The 20,077-nt window shown below is 72.5% G+C and carries 16 protein-coding genes; 8 read left to right on the top strand and 8 right to left on the bottom strand.

The features are described 5' to 3' along the window. Window positions 1-11: 11 nt before the first annotated feature. Genes ACZ470_RS36725 through ACZ470_RS36715 form a run of 3 tightly spaced genes read left to right on the top strand, consistent with a single transcriptional unit; the run spans window position 12 to window position 2,429 of the window. A complete protein-coding gene (locus tag ACZ470_RS36725; RefSeq protein WP_468434291.1) occupies window positions 12-800 on the top strand; it encodes an ABC transporter ATP-binding protein in 789 nt (262 codons plus the stop codon). Further along, a complete protein-coding gene (locus tag ACZ470_RS36720; protein ID WP_468434290.1) occupies window positions 787-1,683 on the top strand; it encodes an ABC transporter permease in 897 nt (298 codons plus the stop codon). The genes ACZ470_RS36725 and ACZ470_RS36720 overlap by 14 nt, the downstream gene beginning before the upstream one ends. A gap of 8 nt (window positions 1,684-1,691) precedes the next feature. Then, window positions 1,692-2,429: a sirohydrochlorin chelatase gene (locus ACZ470_RS36715; protein ID WP_468434289.1), complete on the top strand. Its 738-nt coding sequence runs from the start codon at window positions 1,692-1,694 to the stop codon at window positions 2,427-2,429. A 14-nt stretch (window positions 2,430-2,443) separates the two neighbouring features. Here ACZ470_RS36715 and ACZ470_RS36710 read toward each other — a convergent pair whose 3' ends face one another. Next, window positions 2,444-3,064, bottom strand: coding sequence for a mycothiol-dependent nitroreductase Rv2466c family protein (locus ACZ470_RS36710; protein WP_468434288.1), 621 nt, complete (start codon window positions 3,062-3,064; stop codon window positions 2,444-2,446). A 71-nt stretch (window positions 3,065-3,135) separates the two neighbouring features. Further along, on the bottom strand, window positions 3,136-3,684 hold the full coding sequence (locus ACZ470_RS36705; RefSeq protein WP_468434287.1) for a DUF1697 domain-containing protein: 549 nt from the start codon (window positions 3,682-3,684) through the stop codon (window positions 3,136-3,138). Window positions 3,685-4,058: 374 nt separating this feature from the next. Between ACZ470_RS36705 and ACZ470_RS36700 the strand changes: the two genes are divergently transcribed. Continuing rightward, a complete protein-coding gene (locus tag ACZ470_RS36700) occupies window positions 4,059-6,308 on the top strand; it encodes an MMPL family transporter (RefSeq protein ID WP_468434286.1) in 2,250 nt (749 codons plus the stop codon). 352 nt (window positions 6,309-6,660) lie between these two features. On the opposite strand, the gene ACZ470_RS36695 is transcribed toward ACZ470_RS36700, so the two are convergent. Beyond that, window positions 6,661-7,851, bottom strand: a complete 1,191-nt coding sequence (locus tag ACZ470_RS36695; RefSeq protein WP_468434285.1) for a glycosyltransferase — start codon at window positions 7,849-7,851, stop codon at window positions 6,661-6,663. Between the two features lie 148 nt (window positions 7,852-7,999). On the opposite strand from ACZ470_RS36695, the gene ACZ470_RS36690 reads away from it, so the two are divergent. Beyond that, entirely contained in the window at window positions 8,000-8,863 is an 864-nt protein-coding gene (locus tag ACZ470_RS36690) for a phosphotransferase enzyme family protein (RefSeq protein WP_468434284.1), read from the top strand. A 24-nt stretch (window positions 8,864-8,887) separates the two neighbouring features. On the opposite strand, the gene ACZ470_RS36685 is transcribed toward ACZ470_RS36690, so the two are convergent. Then, complete coding sequence (locus ACZ470_RS36685; protein ID WP_468434283.1) at window positions 8,888-9,610, bottom strand: exonuclease domain-containing protein; 723 nt, start codon at window positions 9,608-9,610, stop codon at window positions 8,888-8,890. A gap of 120 nt (window positions 9,611-9,730) precedes the next feature. Beyond that, window positions 9,731-11,002: an SAV2148 family HEPN domain-containing protein gene (locus ACZ470_RS36680; RefSeq protein WP_468434301.1), complete on the bottom strand. Its 1,272-nt coding sequence runs from the start codon at window positions 11,000-11,002 to the stop codon at window positions 9,731-9,733. Window positions 11,003-11,270: 268 nt separating this feature from the next. Between ACZ470_RS36680 and glgX the strand changes: the two genes are divergently transcribed. The 3 genes from glgX to ACZ470_RS36665 all read left to right on the top strand — a co-directional run bounded on the left by glgX (window position 11,271) and on the right by ACZ470_RS36665 (window position 17,382). Beyond that, the gene (glgX, locus tag ACZ470_RS36675) at window positions 11,271-13,403 is read left to right on the top strand and encodes a glycogen debranching protein GlgX (RefSeq protein ID WP_468434282.1); all 2,133 of its coding nucleotides are present in this window, start codon (window positions 11,271-11,273) and stop codon (window positions 13,401-13,403) included. 257 nt (window positions 13,404-13,660) lie between these two features. After that, a complete protein-coding gene (gene treY / locus ACZ470_RS36670; protein ID WP_468434281.1) occupies window positions 13,661-16,021 on the top strand; it encodes a malto-oligosyltrehalose synthase in 2,361 nt (786 codons plus the stop codon). A gap of 110 nt (window positions 16,022-16,131) precedes the next feature. Then, window positions 16,132-17,382, top strand: coding sequence for a M14 family zinc carboxypeptidase (locus ACZ470_RS36665; RefSeq protein ID WP_468434280.1), 1,251 nt, complete (start codon window positions 16,132-16,134; stop codon window positions 17,380-17,382). 113 nt (window positions 17,383-17,495) lie between these two features. Here ACZ470_RS36665 and ACZ470_RS36660 read toward each other — a convergent pair whose 3' ends face one another. From ACZ470_RS36660 to ACZ470_RS36650, 3 genes are all read right to left on the bottom strand, one after another. Continuing rightward, window positions 17,496-17,909, bottom strand: coding sequence for an SSI family serine proteinase inhibitor (locus tag ACZ470_RS36660; protein WP_468434279.1), 414 nt, complete (start codon window positions 17,907-17,909; stop codon window positions 17,496-17,498). Then, window positions 17,906-19,249, bottom strand: a complete 1,344-nt coding sequence (locus ACZ470_RS36655) for a M14 family zinc carboxypeptidase (protein ID WP_468434300.1) — start codon at window positions 19,247-19,249, stop codon at window positions 17,906-17,908. The genes ACZ470_RS36660 and ACZ470_RS36655 overlap by 4 nt, the downstream gene beginning before the upstream one ends. A gap of 137 nt (window positions 19,250-19,386) precedes the next feature. Continuing rightward, window positions 19,387-19,938: an FHA domain-containing protein gene (locus ACZ470_RS36650; protein ID WP_468434278.1), complete on the bottom strand. Its 552-nt coding sequence runs from the start codon at window positions 19,936-19,938 to the stop codon at window positions 19,387-19,389. Window positions 19,939-20,077: the final 139 nt, after the last annotated feature.

The following is a 20,077-nucleotide window of genomic DNA, read 5'->3' as shown; positions in this document are numbered from 1 at the left end:
AGGTGACGACCATGGCCACGACCCTCGCCAAGGCCGCCGACGGCACCGAGGCGGCCACGCAGGCCGCCCGGATCGAGCATGTCTCGAAGTCGTTCGCCGGCCCCGCCGGGCAGCAGCTCGTGCTGGACGACATCACCCTCGATGTCGCGCCCGGTGAGTTCGTCACCCTCCTGGGTGCCTCGGGCTGCGGCAAGTCGACGCTGCTCAACCTGGTCGCGGGGCTCGACCGCCCCTCGGCCGGGACCATCAGCACCGACGGCCGGCCGGCCCTGATGTTCCAGGAGCACGCGCTCTTCCCGTGGCTGACCGCGGGCAAGAACATCGAACTCGCCCTGAAGCTCAGGGGCGTTCCGAAGAACGAGCGCCGGGAGCGGGCCGAGGAGCTGCTCGAACTCGTGCGGCTGAAGGGCGCGCACGGCAAGCGGGTGCACGAGCTGTCCGGCGGTATGCGGCAGCGCGTGGCGCTGGCGCGGGCGATCGCCCAGGAGAGCAAACTGCTGCTGATGGACGAGCCGTTCGCGGCGCTGGACGCCATCACGCGGGACGTGCTGCACGACGAGCTGACCCGGATCTGGCGCGAGACGCAGCTGTCGGTCCTGTTCGTCACGCACAACGTGCGTGAGGCGGTGCGGCTCGCGCAGCGGGTGGTGCTGCTGTCGTCCCGTCCGGGCCGGATCGCCCGTGAGTGGACGGTCGGCATTCCGCATCCGCGTCGCATCGAGGACACCGCCGTGGCGGAACTGTCCGTCGAGATCACCGAAGAACTCCGTGGGGAGATCCGCCGTCATGGCCAGCACTGAGACGACCGCGAAGGACAAGGACGGGGGCGACCTCGCCGGTCTGGAGGCGGGGCTCGACGCACTGGAGACGGTGCAGACCGGCCGCAAGCCGTTCCGGCAGACCTTCACGGAGAAGATCCTGCCGCCGGTCATCGCCATCGCCCTGGTGCTGGCGGTGTGGCAGGCCCTGGTCTCGTTCGAGATCGTCGACGATCCGAGCAAGCTGCCCTCGCCGGGGGCCGTGTGGGACGTGCTCCGGGAGGCATGGCTCCAGGGCGAGCTGCTCGGCTACATCTGGACCAGCGTCTCGCGCGGTCTGCTCGGCTTCTTCTTCGCGCTGCTGATCGGGACCCCGCTGGGGCTGCTGGTGGCGCGGGTGAAGTTCGTGCGTGCCGCGATCGGCCCGATCCTGTCCGGGCTCCAGTCGCTGCCGTCGGTGGCGTGGGTGCCGCCGGCGGTGATCTGGCTGGGTCTCAACAACCAGATGATGTACGCCGTCATCCTGCTCGGCGCGGTCCCCTCGATCGCCAACGGCCTGGTCTCCGGTGTCGACCAGGTGCCCCCGCTGTTCCTGCGGGCCGGCCGGACGCTGGGCGCGACGGGCCTGAAGGGCACCTGGCACATCGTGCTGCCGGCCGCGCTGCCCGGCTATGTGGCGGGTCTGAAGCAGGGCTGGGCGTTCTCCTGGCGTTCGCTGATGGCCGCGGAGATCATCGCCTCCTTCCCGGACCTTGGCGTGGGCCTCGGGCAGTTGCTGGAGAACGGGCGCAACGCCAGTGACATGGCGATGGTGTTCGAGGCCATCCTGCTGATCCTGACCGTCGGCATCGCCATCGACCTGCTGATCTTCAGTCCGCTGGAGCGGTGGGTGCTGCGCAGCCGCGGCCTGCTGGTGAAGGGCTGAGGGACACCATGCGCCGTCCGGTACTTCTCGTCGTCGCCCACGGCAGCCGCGATCCGCGGCACGCCGCGACCGTGCACGCCCTGGTGCGCCGGGTGCGGTCGCTGCGGCCGGGGCTGCGCGTGGAGACCGGGTTCCTGGACTTCAACCTGCCCTCCGTCAAGGGGGTGCTGGAGTCCCTGGACGCGGAGGGCGTCCGCGATGTGGTCGCCCTCCCGCTGCTGCTGACCCGCGCGTTCCACGCCAAGGCGGACATCCCGGCGGTACTGGCGGAGGCCCCGCCCAGGCTGCGGATCCGCCAGGCCGAGGTGCTGGGCCCCTCCCCGCTGCTCCTTTCGGCGCTGGAACGCCGGCTGTACGAGGCGGGCCTCACGCCCGCCGACAAGTCCTCGACCGGGGTCGTCCTGGCCTCGGCGGGGTCCTCCGACCCGGAGGCGATCGCAGTGATCGCAGCAATCGCGCGGGAGTGGCGGCACACCGGTTGGTGCGCCGTGCGGCCTGCGTTCGCCTCCGCATCCCTCCCCCGCACCGAGCAGGCGGTACGCGAGCTGCGCGCCCTCGGCTGCGAACGCGTCGCCGTCGCGCCGTACGTGCTGGCCCCCGGTTTCCTCCCGGACCGTATCGCCCGGGGCGCGGCCGGGGCTGACGTCCTCGCGGACGTCCTGGGCCCGGCGCCGGAGGTGGCCCGGCTGCTCCTCGACCGGTACGACGAGGCGCGGGTGCCGCGGCTCGCGGCGGTCGGGGCCTGATCGGCTCACCGGGCTCAGTCGAAGGACAGGCCGCCCGTCCGGGTCCGCTTGAGCTCGAAGAAGTCGGGTTCGGTGGCCAGCGTCCGGAAGCTGTCGAAGAGCCGGGCCGCCCGCTCTCCCCGGGGAACGGCCCTCAGCACGGGTCCGAACCACACGGTGCCGTCGACATGGAGGGTCGGCGTCCCCACGTAGGCGCCCGAGTCCGCTTCGGCGCCCGCCTCGTGGCTGCGGCGCACGGCGTCGTCGTACGCCGGGTCGTGCGCGGCGGCGGCCAGGTCGCCCGGCAGGCCGAGTTCGGTGAGGGATTCGGCGATCACGGTGTCGAAGTCCTCGGCGCCGCGTTCGTGGATGCGGGTGCCGAGCGCGGTGTAGAGGTCGCGCAGCACCTTCTCGCCGTGCCGTTCGGCGGCGGCCACCGCCACCCGCACCGGGCCGATGGAGCGGTCGACCAGGTCCCGGTACCAGTCGGGCAGTTCGTTGCCGAGGTTGTGCAGATACAGGCTCATCACACGGAAGCGCAGATCGAGGGGGCGTTCCCGCTCGACCTCCAGCAGCCAGCGGGAGGTGATCCAGGCGAAGGGGCAGGCGGGGTCGAAGTAGCAGTCGACGCGCGTGGGCGCCGGTTCGTTCGTCATGCCGCCGAACCTATGCGGGACCCTCGCCGGCGTCCTGGCCCACTTCCGCGTCTTCTCCCTGGGCCACTTGGTCAGTCCCCGGTGAGCTCGACGAGCTTCACCACCGTGTTCCAGTTGCGGCTGGTGGCGATCACGCCCTTGTTGAGGCGGGGTTTGGCCAGGTGCTCGGCGAGTTTGGAGCGGCCCAGGCCGTTCGGGGCGTACAGGTAGAGCGCGCGGTCGCCGAGGCGGAACTCCTCGGGCAGATACGCCGCTTTGTCGATCTCGGCGAAGCGCTCGGGGGTGACGGGCGCCGAGAAGTAGGTGACGTGGAGCTGCTTGGCCTCCAGCGTCGCGGCCGGGAACGGGCAGGCGTCCACGATCGCCTTCAGATAGGCGTGGTCGCGCACGATCACGTCGACGGGGAAGCCGAAGTGCCGCTCGATCGCCCCGGCCAACTCGGCGGCGAGCGACTCCTCGTCGCCGTGCGCGGAGGTGAACACCGCCTGGCCGCTCTGGAGATGGGTGCGCACGCCCTCGTGGCCGAGGCCCTCCATGAGCGTGCGCAGTTCCGCCATCGGGACTTTCCTGCTGCCGCCCACGTTGATCCCGCGCAGCAGCGCCGCGTATCTCGTCGCCATGGGCACACACCCTAGGACGGCCGTCGTGCCCCGTGGGGGTGGGCACGACGGCCGGGTCCGCGACGGGCGGACTGCTCGGCACTCTGGCGGACCGGTGGGGTCCGGATCAACCGGTACACGCCCCTGTGACTTATTCAACAACCTTGTGGAAACGGCGGCGGGCTCCCGGAACCCTGATCATCGGCCCCGAGGTCCCGGGTACGTGTAGGGGGCCACTGTCCTCCCCAGTGGGGAGGTGGTGAGCGCCGATGGGATGACCCGGGTCCTCCGAGCTTCACCGGACAGCACGACGAGACCGGCTTATCCGGCCCATACCTTCGAAAAGTCAGGTGGCGGCAGGGGGTCGCTGCCGAACGCGAGGGAGCGAGCCCGTCATGGGGAACGGAGAATCACGGGTGCGGGGATTGGCCGCCCGGGCCGGCGGCTGGAGCGCCCGGCACCGCTGGGCGGCCGTCGGCATCTGGGTGCTGTTCGTCGTGCTGGCGATGGGACTCGGTTCGGCCGCCGGCCGGGTCGACGTCGGCGACAGCGATCAGCTCAAGGGAGAGACGAACACCGCCGCCCGCATCATCGAGGACGCCGGTATCGAGGAGCCGGCCAGTGAGACCGTACTGATCCAGGCCAAGGACGGTGGTCCGAAGGCCACGGACGCCGAGTTCAGGTCGGCGGTCACCGCGGTCGTCACGGCCGTGGAGAAGACCGGCGAGGTCACGCAGGTCACCTCGCCGTACGAGAGCGACACCATCTCGAAGGACGGGCGCAGCGCGCTGGTCCAGTTCGACATGCGGGGCGACTCGGACACCGCCGGTGAGCGGGTCGAGCCGGTCCTGAACGCCGTGGAGGACGTCCAGAAGGACCACGACTCGCTGCGGATCGAGGAGATCGGCGGCGCCAGCATGATGAAGACGTTCGACGACGCGTTCGGCGACGACTTCAAGAAGGCCGAGTACTCGGCGGTGCCGGTGGCGCTCGGCATCCTGCTGATCGCGTTCGGCGCGCTGGTGGCGGCGCTGCTGCCGGTGGCCCTGGCGATCACCGCGATCATGGCGACGATGGGTCTGATGGGCCTGGTCAGCCATCTCCAGCCGATGAGCGAGACCGCGAACTCGGTGATGCTGCTGGTCGGCCTCGCCGTCGGGGTCGACTACTGCCTGTTCTACCTGCGCCGGGAGCGCGAGGAGCGGGCCGCCGGACGGGACGCGCAGACGGCGCTGCGGATCGCCGCGGCGACCAGTGGCCGGGCGATCGTCGTCTCCGGTGTCACGGTGTGTGTGGCCATGGCGGGCATGCTGTTCACCGGGATCGCCGAGTTCGAGGCGATGGGCCTGGCCTCGCTGATGGTCGTGGCGGTCGCCATGGTCGGTTCGGTCACCGTCCTGCCCGCGCTCCTCTCGCTGCTGGGCGAGCGGGTCGAGAAGGGCCGTGTGCCGTTCCTGCGCCGGCGCCGCACCGGCGGCGGCAATGACAGCCGGTTCTGGTCGGCGGTGCTGAAGCGGGTCCTCGCCAGGCCGGTGCTGTCGGTGGTGGTGGCCACCGGTGCGCTGCTGGCGGTGGCGGCTCCCGCGGTCGGGATGAAGACGCAGAACCTCACGCTGGACCAGGAGTTCGGTGACTCGCTGCCGATCGTGCAGACGTACAACCGGGTCAACGAGGCCTTCCCGGGCGGTTCCGAGCCGGCCGAGGTGGTCGTCAAGGCGAACGACATCAACGCGCCCGAGGTGAAGTCCGCGCTCGAGGAGTTCCGTGAGCGGGCGATCAGTTCGGGGGCCTCGCGCGGCCCGGTCGAGATCAAGCTGCACGACCAGCAGAACGTCGCCTTCGTCTATGTGCCGCTGGTCGGCGGCTCGGACCAGGACAAGGCGGGCGAGAGCCTGGACAAGCTGCGCGACGAGGTGCGGCCCGCCACGCTCGGCGAGGTGGACGGCGTCGAGGCGCCGATCACCGGTCAGGTCGCCGGTTCGAAGGACTTCAACGACCAGCTGGTCGGCTCCGTCGTCCCGGTCTTCGCCTTCGTGGTGGTCTTCGCCTTCGTGCTGATGCTGCTGTCGTTCCGGTCGCTGACGATCGCGATCACCTCGATCGTGCTGAACCTCCTGTCGGTGGGCGCCGCGTACGGCATCCTCGTGGCGGTCTTCCAGCACGGGTGGGGCGCGTCCCTGGTGGGCGCGGAGGGCGTCGGCGCGATCATCACCTGGCTGCCGCTGTTCCTGTTCGTGATCCTTTTCGGCCTGTCGATGGACTACCACGTGTTCGTGGTCTCCCGGATCCGCGAGGCCCGGATGCGGGGCCGTACGACGCGGGACGCGATCCAGCACGGTGTGGTCACCACGGCGGGTGTGGTCACCAGCGCCGCGGTCATCATGGTCGCCGTGTTCGCGATCTTCGGGACGCTGTCCATGCAGTCGATGAAGCAGATGGGCGTGGGCCTCGCGGCGGCGGTGCTGATCGACGCGACGATCATCCGGGGTGTGCTGCTCCCGGCGGTGATGGCGCTGCTCGGCGAGCGCAACTGGTATCTGCCGAAGTGGCTGCACCGGATGCCCGACCTGACCCACGACGAGTCACCGGAAGCGCTGGCGCCGAAGGGGGCACGGGACGACGAGGGCGAACGAGTACCGGTCTGATCCAGCAGAAAGGGGCCCGGCGAATGCCCGCCGGGCCCCTTCCGCAACTGCGGGCAGTCGTGCCCCGCAACTGCGGGCAGTCGTGCCCCTTAGCTGCGGGCGGCCCCGCCCCTTAGCTGCGGGCAGTCGTGCCCCGCAACTGCGGGCAGTCGTGCCGCTGGGGCGGCACGGGTGGGCGCAGCGGCACCCCGTAGTCGCCGGGCTGCGTAACTTCCCCCGGCCTCAGCTGCGGCCGGGGCGTGGGTTCGCTCGCCGGCGCTTGCCGGGTGCCGCTGCGCCCACCCGTGCCGCCCTGCGGCACGACTGCCCGCAGCTGCGGCGGCGGAGGCAGGCACGACTGCCCCCAGCTGCGCTAAGGCAGCTCCGCCTCGATGAGGTCGGCCGCCCGCTGGGTGCCGCCCTCCTCGGCCATGTCGGCCTGGATCGCCTTCAGCCGCCGCGCCACCTCCGGGTCGTCGACCAGAGCCAGCGCCGCCGCCCTCAGCACCGAGGCCGTCGCCTCCTCCGTGGGAACATGCCGAGCCACCCCCAGCCCCTGAAGCATGTCCGCGTTCCCGAACTGATCCACGGCCTGCGGTACGGCGATCATCGGGGTGGCCGTCGCCAGCCCCTCCTGGCTGCCCCCGGCCCCCGCGTGGGTGACGAACAGGTCGGCCTGCTTGAGGATCGCGAGCTGCGGCACCCAGGAACGCACCTCGACGTTCTCCGGTACGTCACCCAGCTCGGCGGGGTCGACATGCCGGCCGATCTGGAGCACCAGGTGCCAGCCCGGCAGGTCGCCGAACGCCTTGACGCACTCCCGGTAGAAGGCCGGCTGCTTGGTGAAGGACGACCCGAGCGACACCAGCACGACCTTCTCGGCTCCCGCGGGCCGCTGCCAGTCGCCCTCGGCGCCGCGGTCGCCCTGGCAGGCGCCGACGAAGGAGTGCACGCTCTCGTCGACCCGGTCGGCGTTCGGCTGGAGCGCCTTGGGGATGAGGACGATCGAGCGGGCGGGACGGCCCACGAACGGGTCCGGGTGCTCGGTGATCCCGTTCTCCTCGAGCCAGGCGTGGAAGCGGGCGTAGTACGCCTGTCCGCGCTCGGTCTTCAGCGGCTCCTCCCACATCGGCTCGCCGACCTCCTTCTCGTACCCGTCCCAGGCGACGAGGTTCGGCGAGAGGGAGACCGCGGGCACGCCCCAGCGGTGGGCGAGCACGCGCGCCGGGTAGGACGTGATGTCGTGCAGGACGAGGTCGGGGGTGTCCCCCTCATAGGCCTCGATGAGCTGCGGGAGCGCCTGGACGGCGTCGTTCAGGAACGGCTCCACGTTGTCCAGCAGCGTGGTGCCCCACGCCTCCGGATCGGCGTCCGGGCCCGGCAGCGTGCTGTTCCACGGCTTGGGCTCGGCACCCGTTTCGGCGACCTTCTCCGCGAAGAGCGGCGGGATCGCGTAGGTCACCCGGTGGCCACGCGCCACGAGCTCGCGGATCACCTCGAGGCTCGGGTTCACGTGCCCGTGGGCGGCGATGGAGAACATGGCGATGTGCGCGGGACTGGTCATACCGGGACCATAGGCGAGACGAGACGTCTCGTGCAACTTGTTTGCGATCACGGCCCCGCGCACACCGCCCGACCTGGGTGAATGCGACACTGGCCGACGGCCGGCCGGATCCCGGCGGTCGGATGCGGACGGACACGGAGGCGGACGGATGGACGAGGCGCGGGCCCGGGACGTACTGGCGGCGGCCGGGGTGCTGCCCGGCGCGGCGGCAAACGCTCGGCTGCTCGCCCTCGGTGAGAACGCGGTGTTCGCCGTCGGTGACCTGGTCGTCAAGGTGGGCCGCGACGCGGAACTGCTGGACCGGGCCCGCCGCGAGCTGGCCATCGCGGAATGGCTGGCCGACGAGGGCGTGCCGGCGGTGCGGGCGGCACGACCGGAGGCGCTGCTGACCGACGGGCACCCGGTGACCGTGTGGCACCGGCTGCCGGAGGCCGTACGGCCGGCCGAACCCCGCGACCTGGCCGCACTGCTGCGGCTGGTCCACGCCCTGCCCGCTCCTCCCGTCGAGCTGCCGCCCCGCGAGCTGCTGGGCGGTGTGGAGCGCTGGTTGCGGCTGGCGGGCGACGCGATCGATCCCGCGGACGCGGCGTATCTGCGCGAGCGGCGGGACGGATTCGCCTCGGCCGCCGCGGCGCTGACACCCCATCTGCCGCCGGGCCCCATCCACGGGGACGCGCTGCCCCGCAATGTGCACATCGGGCCGGACGGGCCGGTCCTGGTGGACCTGGAGACCTTCTCGGCCGATCTGCGCGAGCACGACCTGGTGGTGATGGCCCTGTCCCACGACCGCTACGGGCTGCCGGACGAGGCGTACGCGTCCTTCACCGGGACCTACGGCTGGGACGTGCGCGCCTGGGAGGGCTGCTCGGTGCTGCGCGGCGCGCGGGAGACGGCCAGCTGTGCCTGGGTCGCCCAGCACGCGCCGGGCAACCCCAAGGCGCTGGCCGAGTTCCGGCGCCGGGTGGCGTCCCTGCGGGACGGGGACGAGACCGTGCGCTGGTATCCCTTCTGACCCACGGGCCGCCCCGCGGGCGGGTCAGACCCGCTCGCCCGCCAACTCCCGCAGCGGCCAGGTGCCGTCGACCAGTGCGGTCGCGTCGCCCTTGCGGCGCAGGAAGCTCTGGAAGTCCGCCGCCCATGCGGCGTACCACTCGATCTGACGGCGGTGCAGTTCCGCCGGGCCGAGGGCCGCCACCTTGGGATGGCGGCCGGCTATCGCGCAGGCCAGCCGGGCCGCCGCGAGGGCGTCGGCGGTCGCGTCGTGCGCCGAGTCGAGGACGACGCCGTACTCCGCGCAGACCGCTTCGAGGTTGCGCTTGCCCCGGCGGTAGCGGTCGACTGCGCGGTCGATGGTGTACGGGTCGATGACCGGGGCGGGATCGCTGCCGCCCAGGCGGTCGCTCAGGGACGGCAGTCCGTACCGCCGCAGTTCGGCGGAGAGCAGGGTCAGGTCGAAGGCCGCGTTGTAGGCGACGACCGGGACGCCCGTCTTCCAGTAGGCGGTGAGGACGCCGGCGATGGCGTCGGCCACCTGGTCGGCGGGGCGGCCCTCGGCGGTCGCCCGCTCATTGCTGATGCCGTGCACCGCAACCGCGTCCTCGGGGATCGGCACGCCCGGGTCGGCCAGCCACTCCCGGCGCCCCATCGGCTCTCCCGCCCTGACCTCGATCACGGCCCCCGTGACGATCCGCGCCTCGCGCGGGTCCGTACCCGTCGTCTCCAGGTCGAAGCCGATCAGCAGCTCCCGGTGCCAGCCCATGGGCTGCCCCCCTTCTGTGTGGTGCGTTCCCCCAGTGGTCTCCACCCTCCCACGCACCACTGACAATCGGAGGATCGCCTTCCGATTACGGCCGGACCAACCGGCGCCACTTCCGGGCGTTCAGGACACCGGACGCGAATCCGCCCACATCAGCTCGAACTCCTCGCGATAGGTGGGGAACAGCCCACCCTCCTCGACCTCACCCGGCTTGACCACCTTGGTCCCGTTGCGCAGGACCAGCACCGGCGCCTCCATCCCCCGGGAACGCCGCAGATGGTTCTGCACGACCGCGATGCCGTCCGACCCGTCCCCATCCACGAGGTAGGCCGTGCAGCGGGGCGTCTCGTCGTACACCTGGATCTCGAAGGCGCCGGGGTCGCGCAGCCGGGACCGGACGCGGCGCATGTGGAGGATGTTCATCTCGACGGCGCGCCCCAGCTCGCCGCGCTTGAGACCGAGTTCGCGCTCACGGCGCTTGACGGCGCTGGAGGCCGGGTTGAGGAACAGCAGCCGCACCCGGCAGCCGGACTCGGCCAGCCGCACCAGTCGGCGCCCGGAGAAGTTCTGCACCAGCAGGTTGAGGCCGATCCCGAGGGCGTCGAGCCGGCGGGCCCCGCCGAAGATGTCCTCGGCCGGGAACTGGCGCAGCAGCCGCACCCGGTCGGGGTGGACGGCGACGACGTCGGCGTACCGGTCGCCGACCAGGTCCTCGACCGCGTCGACGGGCAGCCGCCGCGCGGACGGCACGTCACCGCCCGCGCCGAGCATCTCCAGCAGTCGCGCGGAGGCCCGTTCGGCCTGGTTGAGGACCGCCTCGGACAGCGCGCGGTTGCGGGAGACGACGTTGCGGGTGACCTCCAGCTCGTCCAGGGCGAGCTCGACCTCCCGGCGGTCGTCGAAGTACGGCTCGAAGCAGGGCCAGTGCTGGACCATCAGCTCGCGCAGCTGCGGCAGGGTGAGGAAGGACAGCACGTTGTCGTCGGCCGGGTCGAGCAGATAGCCCTTGCGGCGGCTGACCTCGCGCACCGCGACCGCGCGCTGCACCCACTCCTGCCCGGCGGGCCCGGCGGCGGCGACCACCCAGTCGTCGCCGTGCACCGGCTCGTACACGGGCCGCAGCACGGCCGCCACGACCGCGCGCAGCCGCTGCTCGACCAGGTTCAGCCAGATGTAGGCGCGGCCGGCCCGCTGGGCGCGGGTGCGCACCTCGCGCCAGGCGTCGGCGCCCCAGTCCAGCTCCGGCCCGATCGAGCCCGCGTCCATCGGCCGTGCCAGGGACACCGCACCGGGCGGGACGTCCGTGGAACTGCTCCCCTCGTGACCGTCGTCACCAGGGGGCAGTTCCAGCCCTCCCGAGCCCACCCGCGCACCGCCTTCCGCTCCCCCGAGCACTCCCGTCCCAACGATCAAGGAGAGTACTCCGCCAGCGGTGCACGGTGCAGCCCGATGGACAGGGTCGTTTCTCAACTTCCCCCGTCCACACGATCGTTCCGGCGCGCGGGCTCCCCGGAGTGAGCGGAGTCATAGCGGGATCGGCGGACGCGGGGGCCGTGGGAGGTCCGGCGACGGGTGGAGGTTGTTCCCGCCCTTTCGGGGAGACTCGGGGACACTCGGAGCCAAGGCGTCCCCCCGGCGCCGTACACCTGAAAGAGTCGTATCCATGCAGGTCTGGCCTGGCGAGGCGTATCCGCTCGGTGCCACGTACGACGGCGCCGGAACGAATTTCGCGGTCTTCACGGAGGCCGCGGACCGAGTAGAGCTGTGTCTGCTCCACGACGACGGCTCCGAGACCGCGGTCGAGCTGCGCGAGAGCGACGCGTTCGTACGGCACGCGTACGTGCCCGGCGTCATGCCCGGGCAGCGGTACGGCTTCCGCGTGCACGGGCCGTACGCGCCCGAGCACGGGCTGCGCTGCAACTCGGCGAAGCTGCTGCTCGACCCGTACGCGCGTGCGATCAGCGGGTCGGTCCGCTGGGGCGAGGAGGTCTACGGCTACCACTTCGGCGCGCCCGAGCGGCGCAACGACCTCGACTCGGCGCCGCACACGATGACGTCGGTCGTGGTCAACCCCTACTTCGACTGGGGCGACGACCGCCGCCCCCGTACGGAGTACCACCACACCGTGATCTACGAGGCCCATGTCAAGGGCCTCACCATGCGCCACCCGGGGCTGCCGGAGGAACTGCGCGGCACCTACGCGGCCCTCGCCCACCCGGCGGTCATCGATCACCTGACCGAGCTGGGGGTGACCGCGCTGGAGCTGATGCCGGTGCACCAGTTCGTGAACGACCACCGTCTGGTGGACATGGGCCTGAACAACTACTGGGGCTACAACACGATCGGCTTCTTCGCCCCGCACAACGCGTACGCGTCCTGGGGCGACCGGGGCCAGCAGGTGCTGGAGTTCAAGTCGGCGGTGAAGGCGCTGCACGAGGCCGGGATCGAGGTGATCCTCGACGTGGTCTACAACCACACCGCCGAGGGCAACCACCTGGGCCCGACGCTGTCCTTCAAGGGCCTCGACAACCCCTCGTACTACCGGCTGACCGACGACCGCCGCTACTACATGGACACGACGGGCACCGGGAACTCCCTGCTCATGCGGTCCCCGCACGTCCTCCAGATGATCATGGACTCGCTGCGGTACTGGGTCACCGAGATGCACGTCGACGGGTTCCGCTTCGACCTGGCGGCGACCCTCGCGCGGCAGTTCCACGAGGTGGACCGGCTGTCGTCGTTCTTCGACCTGGTGCAGCAGGACCCGGTGGTGTCGCAGGTGAAGCTGATCGCCGAGCCGTGGGACGTGGGCGAGGGCGGCTACCAGGTGGGCAACTTCCCGCCGCTGTGGACCGAGTGGAACGGCAAGTACCGCGACACCGTGCGGGACCTGTGGCGGGGCGAGCCGCGCGCCCTCGCGGAGTTCGCCTCCCGGCTGACCGGCTCCTCCGACCTCTACCAGGACGACGGGCGGCGCCCGCTGGCCTCGATCAACTTCGTGACCTGCCACGACGGCTTCACCCTGCACGACCTCGTCTCCTACAACGACAAGCACAACGCGGCCAACGGCGAGGACAACCGGGACGGCGAGAACCACAACCGGTCCTGGAACTGCGGCGTCGAGGGCGAGACCGACGACCCGGACGTGCTGCGGCTGCGGGCCCGGCAGATGCGGAACTTCATCGCGACGCTGATGCTGTCCCAGGGCGTGCCGATGATCAGCCACGGCGACGAGGTGGCCCGCACCCAGCGCGGCAACAACAACGCGTACTGCCAGGACAACGAGCTGGCGTGGCTCGAGTGGCCCGTCGGGGCCGAGGACACCGAGGAGGACCCGCGCCGTCAGCTGCTGGAGTTCACCCGCGCGATGGTGTGGCTGCGCAAGGACCACCCGGTCTTCCGGCGGCGCCGCTTCTTCCACGGCCGGCCGGTGGAGGGCACCCACGACGACCTCTCCGACATCGCCTGGTTCACCCCCGAGGGGGCGGAGATGACCCAGCGGGACTGGGACTCCGCGCGGGCGTCGGCCCTGACGGTGTTCCTCAACGGTAACGCGATCTCCGAGCCGGGGCAGCGCGGGGAGCGCATCACCGACGACTCGTTCCTGCTGATGTTCAACGCCTCGCCGAAGCCGCTGGACTTCGTCGTCCCGGTCGACCACGGTCGGCAGTGGCAGGTGGTGGTGGACACGGCCCGCGCGGACGGCGTCCCGCCGGGGACCGGTCCTAAGGTGACGGCCGGCACGCGGCTGACCCTGACGGACCGCAGCATGACGGTGCTGCAACGGCCCGCGTAGGGGGCGCGGTCCCTGACGTTCTTTCGCCCCCGCCGCCCCTTCCCGACCCGAACCTGGGGCTCCGCCCCAGACCCCGCTCCTCAAACGCCGGAGGGGCTGGAAGTCAGCCCCTCCGGCGTTTGAGGAGCGGGGGTCCGGGGGCAGCGCCCCCGGGGGACGGGAATGGGAAGGGGCGGCGGGGGCGAAAACACCCCGCTCGCGGCCCCGAACGGAGGAGCGATGACACGAGATGCGGTCACGCGGGTACGTAGGTTCTCATGACCTCTGAGCGACCTGACCCGGCGGTGCCCACGGCCACCTACCGGCTGCAGTTGCAGCCCGGCTTCCCGTTCCGCGCGGCGGCGGACGCCGTGCCGTACGTGGCCTCGCTCGGCGTGTCCCACCTGCACCTGTCCCCCGTCCTGGAGGCCGTCCCCGGCTCCCTGCACGGTTACGACGTGGTGGACCACGCGCGCGTGCGCGAGGAACTGGGCGGCGAGGAGGGGCTGCGGGAGCTGGCGCGCACCGCGCGGGAGAACGGTCTCGGTCTGATCGTGGACATCGTCCCGAACCACATGGCGATGTCACCGCGGCACAACCGGGCCCTGTGGGAGGTGCTGCGGGACGGCCCCGCGTCGCGCCACGCGCGGTGGTTCGACATCGACTGGGAGGCGCAGGGCGGGCAGGTGCTGCTGCCGGTGCTCGGCGGGCCGCTCGGCCAGGAGGGGGACCGGCTGAAGACCGACGGCGACGTGCTGCGCTACTACGACCACGCGTTCCCGCTGCGCGAGGGGACGGCCGGGCTGCCCCTCCCGCGGCTGCTGGACGCGCAGTGGTACCGCCCGGTGTGGTGGCGGCTGGCCCGGACGGAGCTCAACTACCGGCGGTTCTTCAGCATCTCCGAACTGATCGGGGTGCGGGTCGAGGACCCGGAGGTGTTCGAGGCCACGCACGGCAAGATCCTTCAGCTGCTCCGGGAGGGCGTGATCGACGGGCTGCGCGTCGACCACCCCGACGGGCTCGCCGACCCGGACGGCTATCTGCGGCGGCTGCACGAGGCCACGGGCGGCCGCTGGACGGTGGTGGAGAAGATCCTCTCCGACGGGGAGCCGCTGCCCGCCGCCTGGCCGGTCGCCGGCACCACCGGCTACGACGCCCTGCGGCACGTGGACGGGCTGTTCACGGACCCGGCCGGGTTCGGGGAGCTGCTGGGCCGGTACCGGCGGTTCGCGGCCCCGCAGACGGACCGGGGCGGCGACTGGGACGCCACGGTGCGGCGGGCCGCGTACAAGGTGCTCACGCACGAACTGGCCACCGAGGTGGACCGGCTGACCCGGGTGACGAGCCGGCTCTGCGCGACCTCGCCGGAGCCCGCGCTGCGCGACCGCGCGCCGTGGGCGCTGCGCACGGCGCTCCAGGAACTGCTGGTCCGGCTGGAGGTGTACCGGCCGTACCCCTCCGTGGACGCGGCCGGTGTCGTCACCGAGGAGGCGGCCGCCGAGGCCCGGCTCGCCTTCGCCGTCCCCGAGGAGGCCGGGGCGGTGGACGTCGTACGGGATCTGGTGCTCGGGCGGTACGGGGACGGGCCGGAGCACGTGGAGTTCCGTACGCGGTTCGCGCAGACCGCGTCGGCCCTGCGCGCCAAGTCCGTGGAGGACACGGCGTTCTACCGCTATGTGCCGCTGCTGTCGGCGACGGAGGTGGGCGGGAACCCCGGCGACCCGGCGGTGTCCCCGGAGCGGTTCCACGCGTACTGCGCGCGTGTGCAGCGCGACTGGCCGTCGTCCGGGACGGTCGTCTCGACGCACGACACCAAACGCAGCGCCGACGTACGGGCGGCGCTGCACGTCCTCACCGAGTGCCCGGAGCGCTGGGCGGACGTCCTCGCGGACGTGACGCGGAGCGGCGAGGGCGTGCCGGACGCGCAGCTGGCGTGGGCGGCCTGGCAGACGGTGTTCGGGCTCGGCCCGGCGGAGGAGGAGCGGGTACAGGGCGCGCTGCTGAAGCATGTGCGCGAGGCGGGGCTGTACACCAGCTGGACGGAACAGGAGCCGCCGTACGAGGAAGCGGTGGCGGAGTTCGTGGCGGCGGGGCCGTGCGGAGTGCCGGGCGAGCGGGTGGCGGCGTTCCGTACCGCGCTGGAACCGTACATCCGGGCGAATGTGCTGGGCACGGCCCTGGTTCATCTGACGATGCCGGGGGTGCCCGACCTGTACCAGGGCACGGAGCGCGAGTACCGGGCGCTGGTGGACCCGGACAACCGGCGGACCGTGCGGTTCGGGGACGGGGAGAGCGACAAGGAGGCGGTGACGCGGGCGGCGCTGCGGCTGCGAGCGCACCGGCCGGACGTCTTCGGTGACACGGCGTCGTACGAACCGCTGACCGCCGAGGGGCCCGCGGCGGCGCACTGCCTCGCGTTCGTGCGCTCCGGCGAGGTCCTCACCGCCGTGACCCGCCTGTCGCTGCGGCTGGCGGAGGCCGGCGGCTGGCGCGACACACGGCTGCCGCTGCCGCCGGGCCGGTGGACCGACGCGCTGGAGCCCGGACGGGAGTTCGACGGGGAGGCGCACGTGGCGGACCTGTTCGGACGGCTGCCGGTGGCCCTGCTGGAGAGGCTCCCGGACCGACCCCGTCCGTGACCGGTCCGCATGCCCCGGGGCGCCCCCTGGAGGCTCCCTCTCATGCTCTTGACACCACCCTCCCGCCGTGGGGTACTGCGCAATGCGGATTCAGGTGGTTGTGACGGGGGGTGGGTCCGCTGCTGGAGCTGTGCTATCCGACACCGGCCGAGCTGGTCTCCTCGGCCCGCGCGCTGGCGGTCCGGGCGCCCGGTCTGTGCGTCCTGCGGCAGGTGGGGGTCTCCCGCGCGGGCCGGCCACTGCACCTGCTGTCCGTGGGGCACGCCCCGCAGGCCGTACTGGTGGTCGCCGGCGCCCATGCCAACGAGCCGGCCGGCGGGGGCACGCTGCTGGCGCTGGCCCGGCGGACCGTGCGGGAGCGGGACCTGCGCGACGGCACGTCGTGGCACTTCCTGCTGTGCGCGGACCCCGACGGGGCGAGCCTCCATGTGACGCCGGCGCCACGGAGTCTGTACGACTACCACCTGGGGTTCTTCCGTCCCGCGGGGCCGGAGCAGCCGGAGTGGGCGCCGTCGGTGCTGCCGCCCGACCGGCTGCCGCCCGAGACCCGGGCGCTGACCCGGGTCATCGACGAGGTGCGGCCGTTTCTCCAGGTGTCCCTGCACGGCACCGATCTCGGCGGCAGCTGGGTGCAGTTGACGAGGGACGTGCCCGGACTGGCCGAGCCGTTCGCCAAGTCCGCGGCGCAGCTGCACATCCCGGTGGAGACGGGCGCCTCGGACGCGGCGGGCTGGCCGGCGTCCGGCCCCGGCGTGCATGTGATGCCGGCTCCGGAGACCGCGCCGGCCTATCCGAGCCTGACCGACGACGCGCGGCACAGCACCTGGTACCACGCCCACCGCTACGGCGGGCTGACCGCGGTGATCGAGGTGCCGATGTGGGCCAGCGACCTGGTGGACGACCCGGCACCGCATCCGGCGCCGGACGCGGCGATGCGCCGTCTCGCGGACCGGCTGCTGCGGGACGCGGAGGAGGTGCGTCGCGTGCTGGAGGACGCGGGGCCGGGGCGCGCGGACGCCGACGGTCCGCTGCTGCGGGCGGCCACCTGGGGGCTGGAGCTGGTGCCGGGGCTGGCCGCCGATCTGATCCGCACACCGCCCGCCGACGGGACGCGGGCGTATGTGGGCAGCGTGGACGCGTTCGCGCGGCGGGTGCCGTTGAGGGCGGCGGCGATGCTGCGGCGGGCGTTGAGCGGGAGTGATGAGCGGGCGGCGGCGCGGCTGGAGCGGCTGGTCGCCCACTGGAGTCGTGCGTTCGCCGCGCGGTTTCGGGCGCGGTGGGTTCCTGTGGACCATCAGGTGGAGCATCAGTCGCGGACCGTGTTGGCGGCGGCGCGGCATGCTCGGGAGCAGGCACGCTGACGCTGTGTTGGGGCTGGGCGGGGTGGGTTGCGCGGCCCGGCGCTTGCCGGGTGCCGCCTGCGCCCACCCGTGCCGCCCCAGCGGCACGACTGCCCGCAGGCTGCGGGGGCGGGCTAGGGGGTCAGGGCGAAGACCGAGCCTGTTCTGGCCGTCATCGTGCAGGTGTTTGGGAAGGTTTGTGTGTAGGTGACGGGGTGGCCTCGCCAGGTGCCCGTCGCGTGGGCGGTGATGGGGGCGTAGATCATCGGGCAGACGACGCCCTCCTTCGGGGGGAGGTCGGCGATGCGGCCGTCCACCGCCGCCAGCTCCGCACAGGCGTCGGCCGCCCGTCGGTGTCCGCTCGGTGGATCGCACCGCAGCACGCTGCCGCCCGTGACGGCCGGTGTCTCGCCGGGGTTGACCGTGAGCAGCAGCCGGCTCTCCTCGGCCGGCTGTTCGCCCTCCGCCCGCGCGGGGGCCGTGCAGGCGAGCAGGACGAGGGCGGCGAGCAGGCCCGCCCGTACCGCTTTCAGTGAGGTGTGCGTCATTCCCGATGCATCGGCACGGCGGTCCCCGGACCCCAGCCCGGCTCACCCGAACGGAAGGGGTCGCGCACGGCCAGCTCGAACGCGGCGAGCACGACCCGCGCCTGGTACTCCGCCTGGCGCGCGACCGCGATCCAGCGTGCCCCGAAGACGTCCCGGTAGTCGGCGCACCGCGCGTCGATCAGCCGGTCCAGCTCCGGCAGCGCCCCCGCCGGATCGCGCCCGGCCCGTGTCACCAGCTGGTGCAGCAGCCCCGCGGTGCGCAGGGCCAGCCGCAGCCCGGCGAGGCGCAGGGCGGTGAGGCGGGCGGTGGTCATGGTCGGCAGCGGCTGCGCAGAATCGTTCCCTCTGTCGGGGTCCCACGCGTCGGCGAGTCCGGGGCAGACCAGTAAATAGTCGTCGACCGGGGCGAGCAGCCGCGCCGCGTCGGGCACGCCGGTGAGATACGGCCGGACGCGGGCCGTGAGCCCGGCCAGCAGCAGGGTGTCCTGGCGCAGGGTGCGGCTGACGGAGCGCAGCTCCGCCTCCGCGCCGGCGGCCGGGGAGCCGTCGGCGACGGCCGCCACTCCCCACATGGGTGCCTCGACGACCGCGGTGACGGTGCCGTGCCGGTGCGGGTGGAACCACGTCGACTCGACGGCGGCCTCGGTGATGGCGGCGGCGAGGTCACGGCGGTGCGGGGGCGGGATGCGGTAGACGGCGGGGCCGAGGCCGGGCCAGTACAGGGCGTCGTAGGCGCCGAGCTCGCGCGGGACGCCGAGCCGGGCGGCGATGCCCGCGACCCGCCGGTCGAGGCCGGGCAGGTCACGGGTGAGCTCGACGAAGCCGCCGCCGACGTCGACTCCGTGCAGGGAGCACTGGAGGAACGGCCGCAGCTCGTCCTGGAGGGCGAGCAGGGCGCGGGTCTCGGGCAGCGCGGCGGCAGCGGCGCCGTCGGGCAGCCATTCGGGTTGTTCCAGGAAGCCGGGCCGGAAGAAGTTCCGGAAGTGGTGGCCGAGGGTGTACGGGCCGGTCAGCCAGCGCTCGTTGCGGCGCAGTCCGTCGGGGTCGAGGCAGAGCAGCAGGTTCCAGGTGGCGTCGGCGCCCTCGGTGAGCCGGGGGTCGGCGAGGGCGCGCTCGGCCAGGCGCAGCACGGTGGCGCCGCCCACGGGCTCGTTGGCGTGCGGTCCTGCGACGACGAGGGCCTGACGGCTGCCGCGGCCGACGCTGAGCAGCCACAGGGGGATGCCCGCTCGGGAGACGCCGACGCGGCGCAGTCGGGCGGCGCGGGGATGCCGGGCGACGAGGGCGGCGGCCCGCGCGCCCAGTTCGTCGACGGTCGGGTAGTGCGGGAGGGGAGGCAGGGCACACCTCCACGAAGTGGTGCCGTCGTCTCACCGGGAGTGCACGGTGTACGCACAGTCAGTCACGACTTCGGGGGTACGTCAACACCGTGGCCGGCACGGGGATTTGGCGCGGTCAATCCACGGTCGGTCCGCGGTCAGTCCGCCGAGAGCCGGTAGGTCATCTGACCGAAGCCGATCTGGTCGCCGTCGCGGACGACGGCCGCGCCGACCACCCGACGCCCGTTCACCGTGGTGCCGTTGGTGGAACCGAGGTCCCGCAGCACCCACAGGCCGCCCTGGTGGTGGAGTTCGGCGTGCACGCGGGAGACGGTCTCGTGGTTGAGCCGCAGTCCGCTGGCCGGGTCGCGCCCTATCCGCAGCGGGTGGGCGGTCGCCGGGTGCGGCAGCAGCAGCTTGGGCAGCTTCTCCGCCTGCCAGGCGCGGCGCACCCGTACGGTGAATCCGGATACGGCCGCCACGGTGCCGAACACCAGGCGCGAGAAGCGGCTTTCCTTCGGCAGGTCGGCGGTGAGCGCGGCGAGTTCGTCGGAACGGCGCGCGGCGAGCGCGAGTTCCATGCGCCGGATGAAGGTGTCGTGGGACAGGCGGCCCATGGCGACGCCGTCCCGCAGCACGCTCAGCGCCTTGTCGCGCTCCGCGTCGGAGAGCCGCGCGGGGTACGTGTGGAACTCGAAGGACGACGTCACGCTGCTGATTGTCGGTCAGTGACGGCCGGGCTGTCCAGAAAGCGGGGAAACGGCCGCCACGCGCGCGCACCCGGCGACACCTGCCGCAAAAGGGAGGATCCCCCGGCGTATTGATCTCCCATGGCGCACGATGGAGACG

Source organism: Streptomyces sp. NPDC031111 (assembly GCF_055570675.1).
Note: the sequence above shows the minus strand (reverse complement) of the source record. Positions and strands in the feature narration are given on the sequence as shown.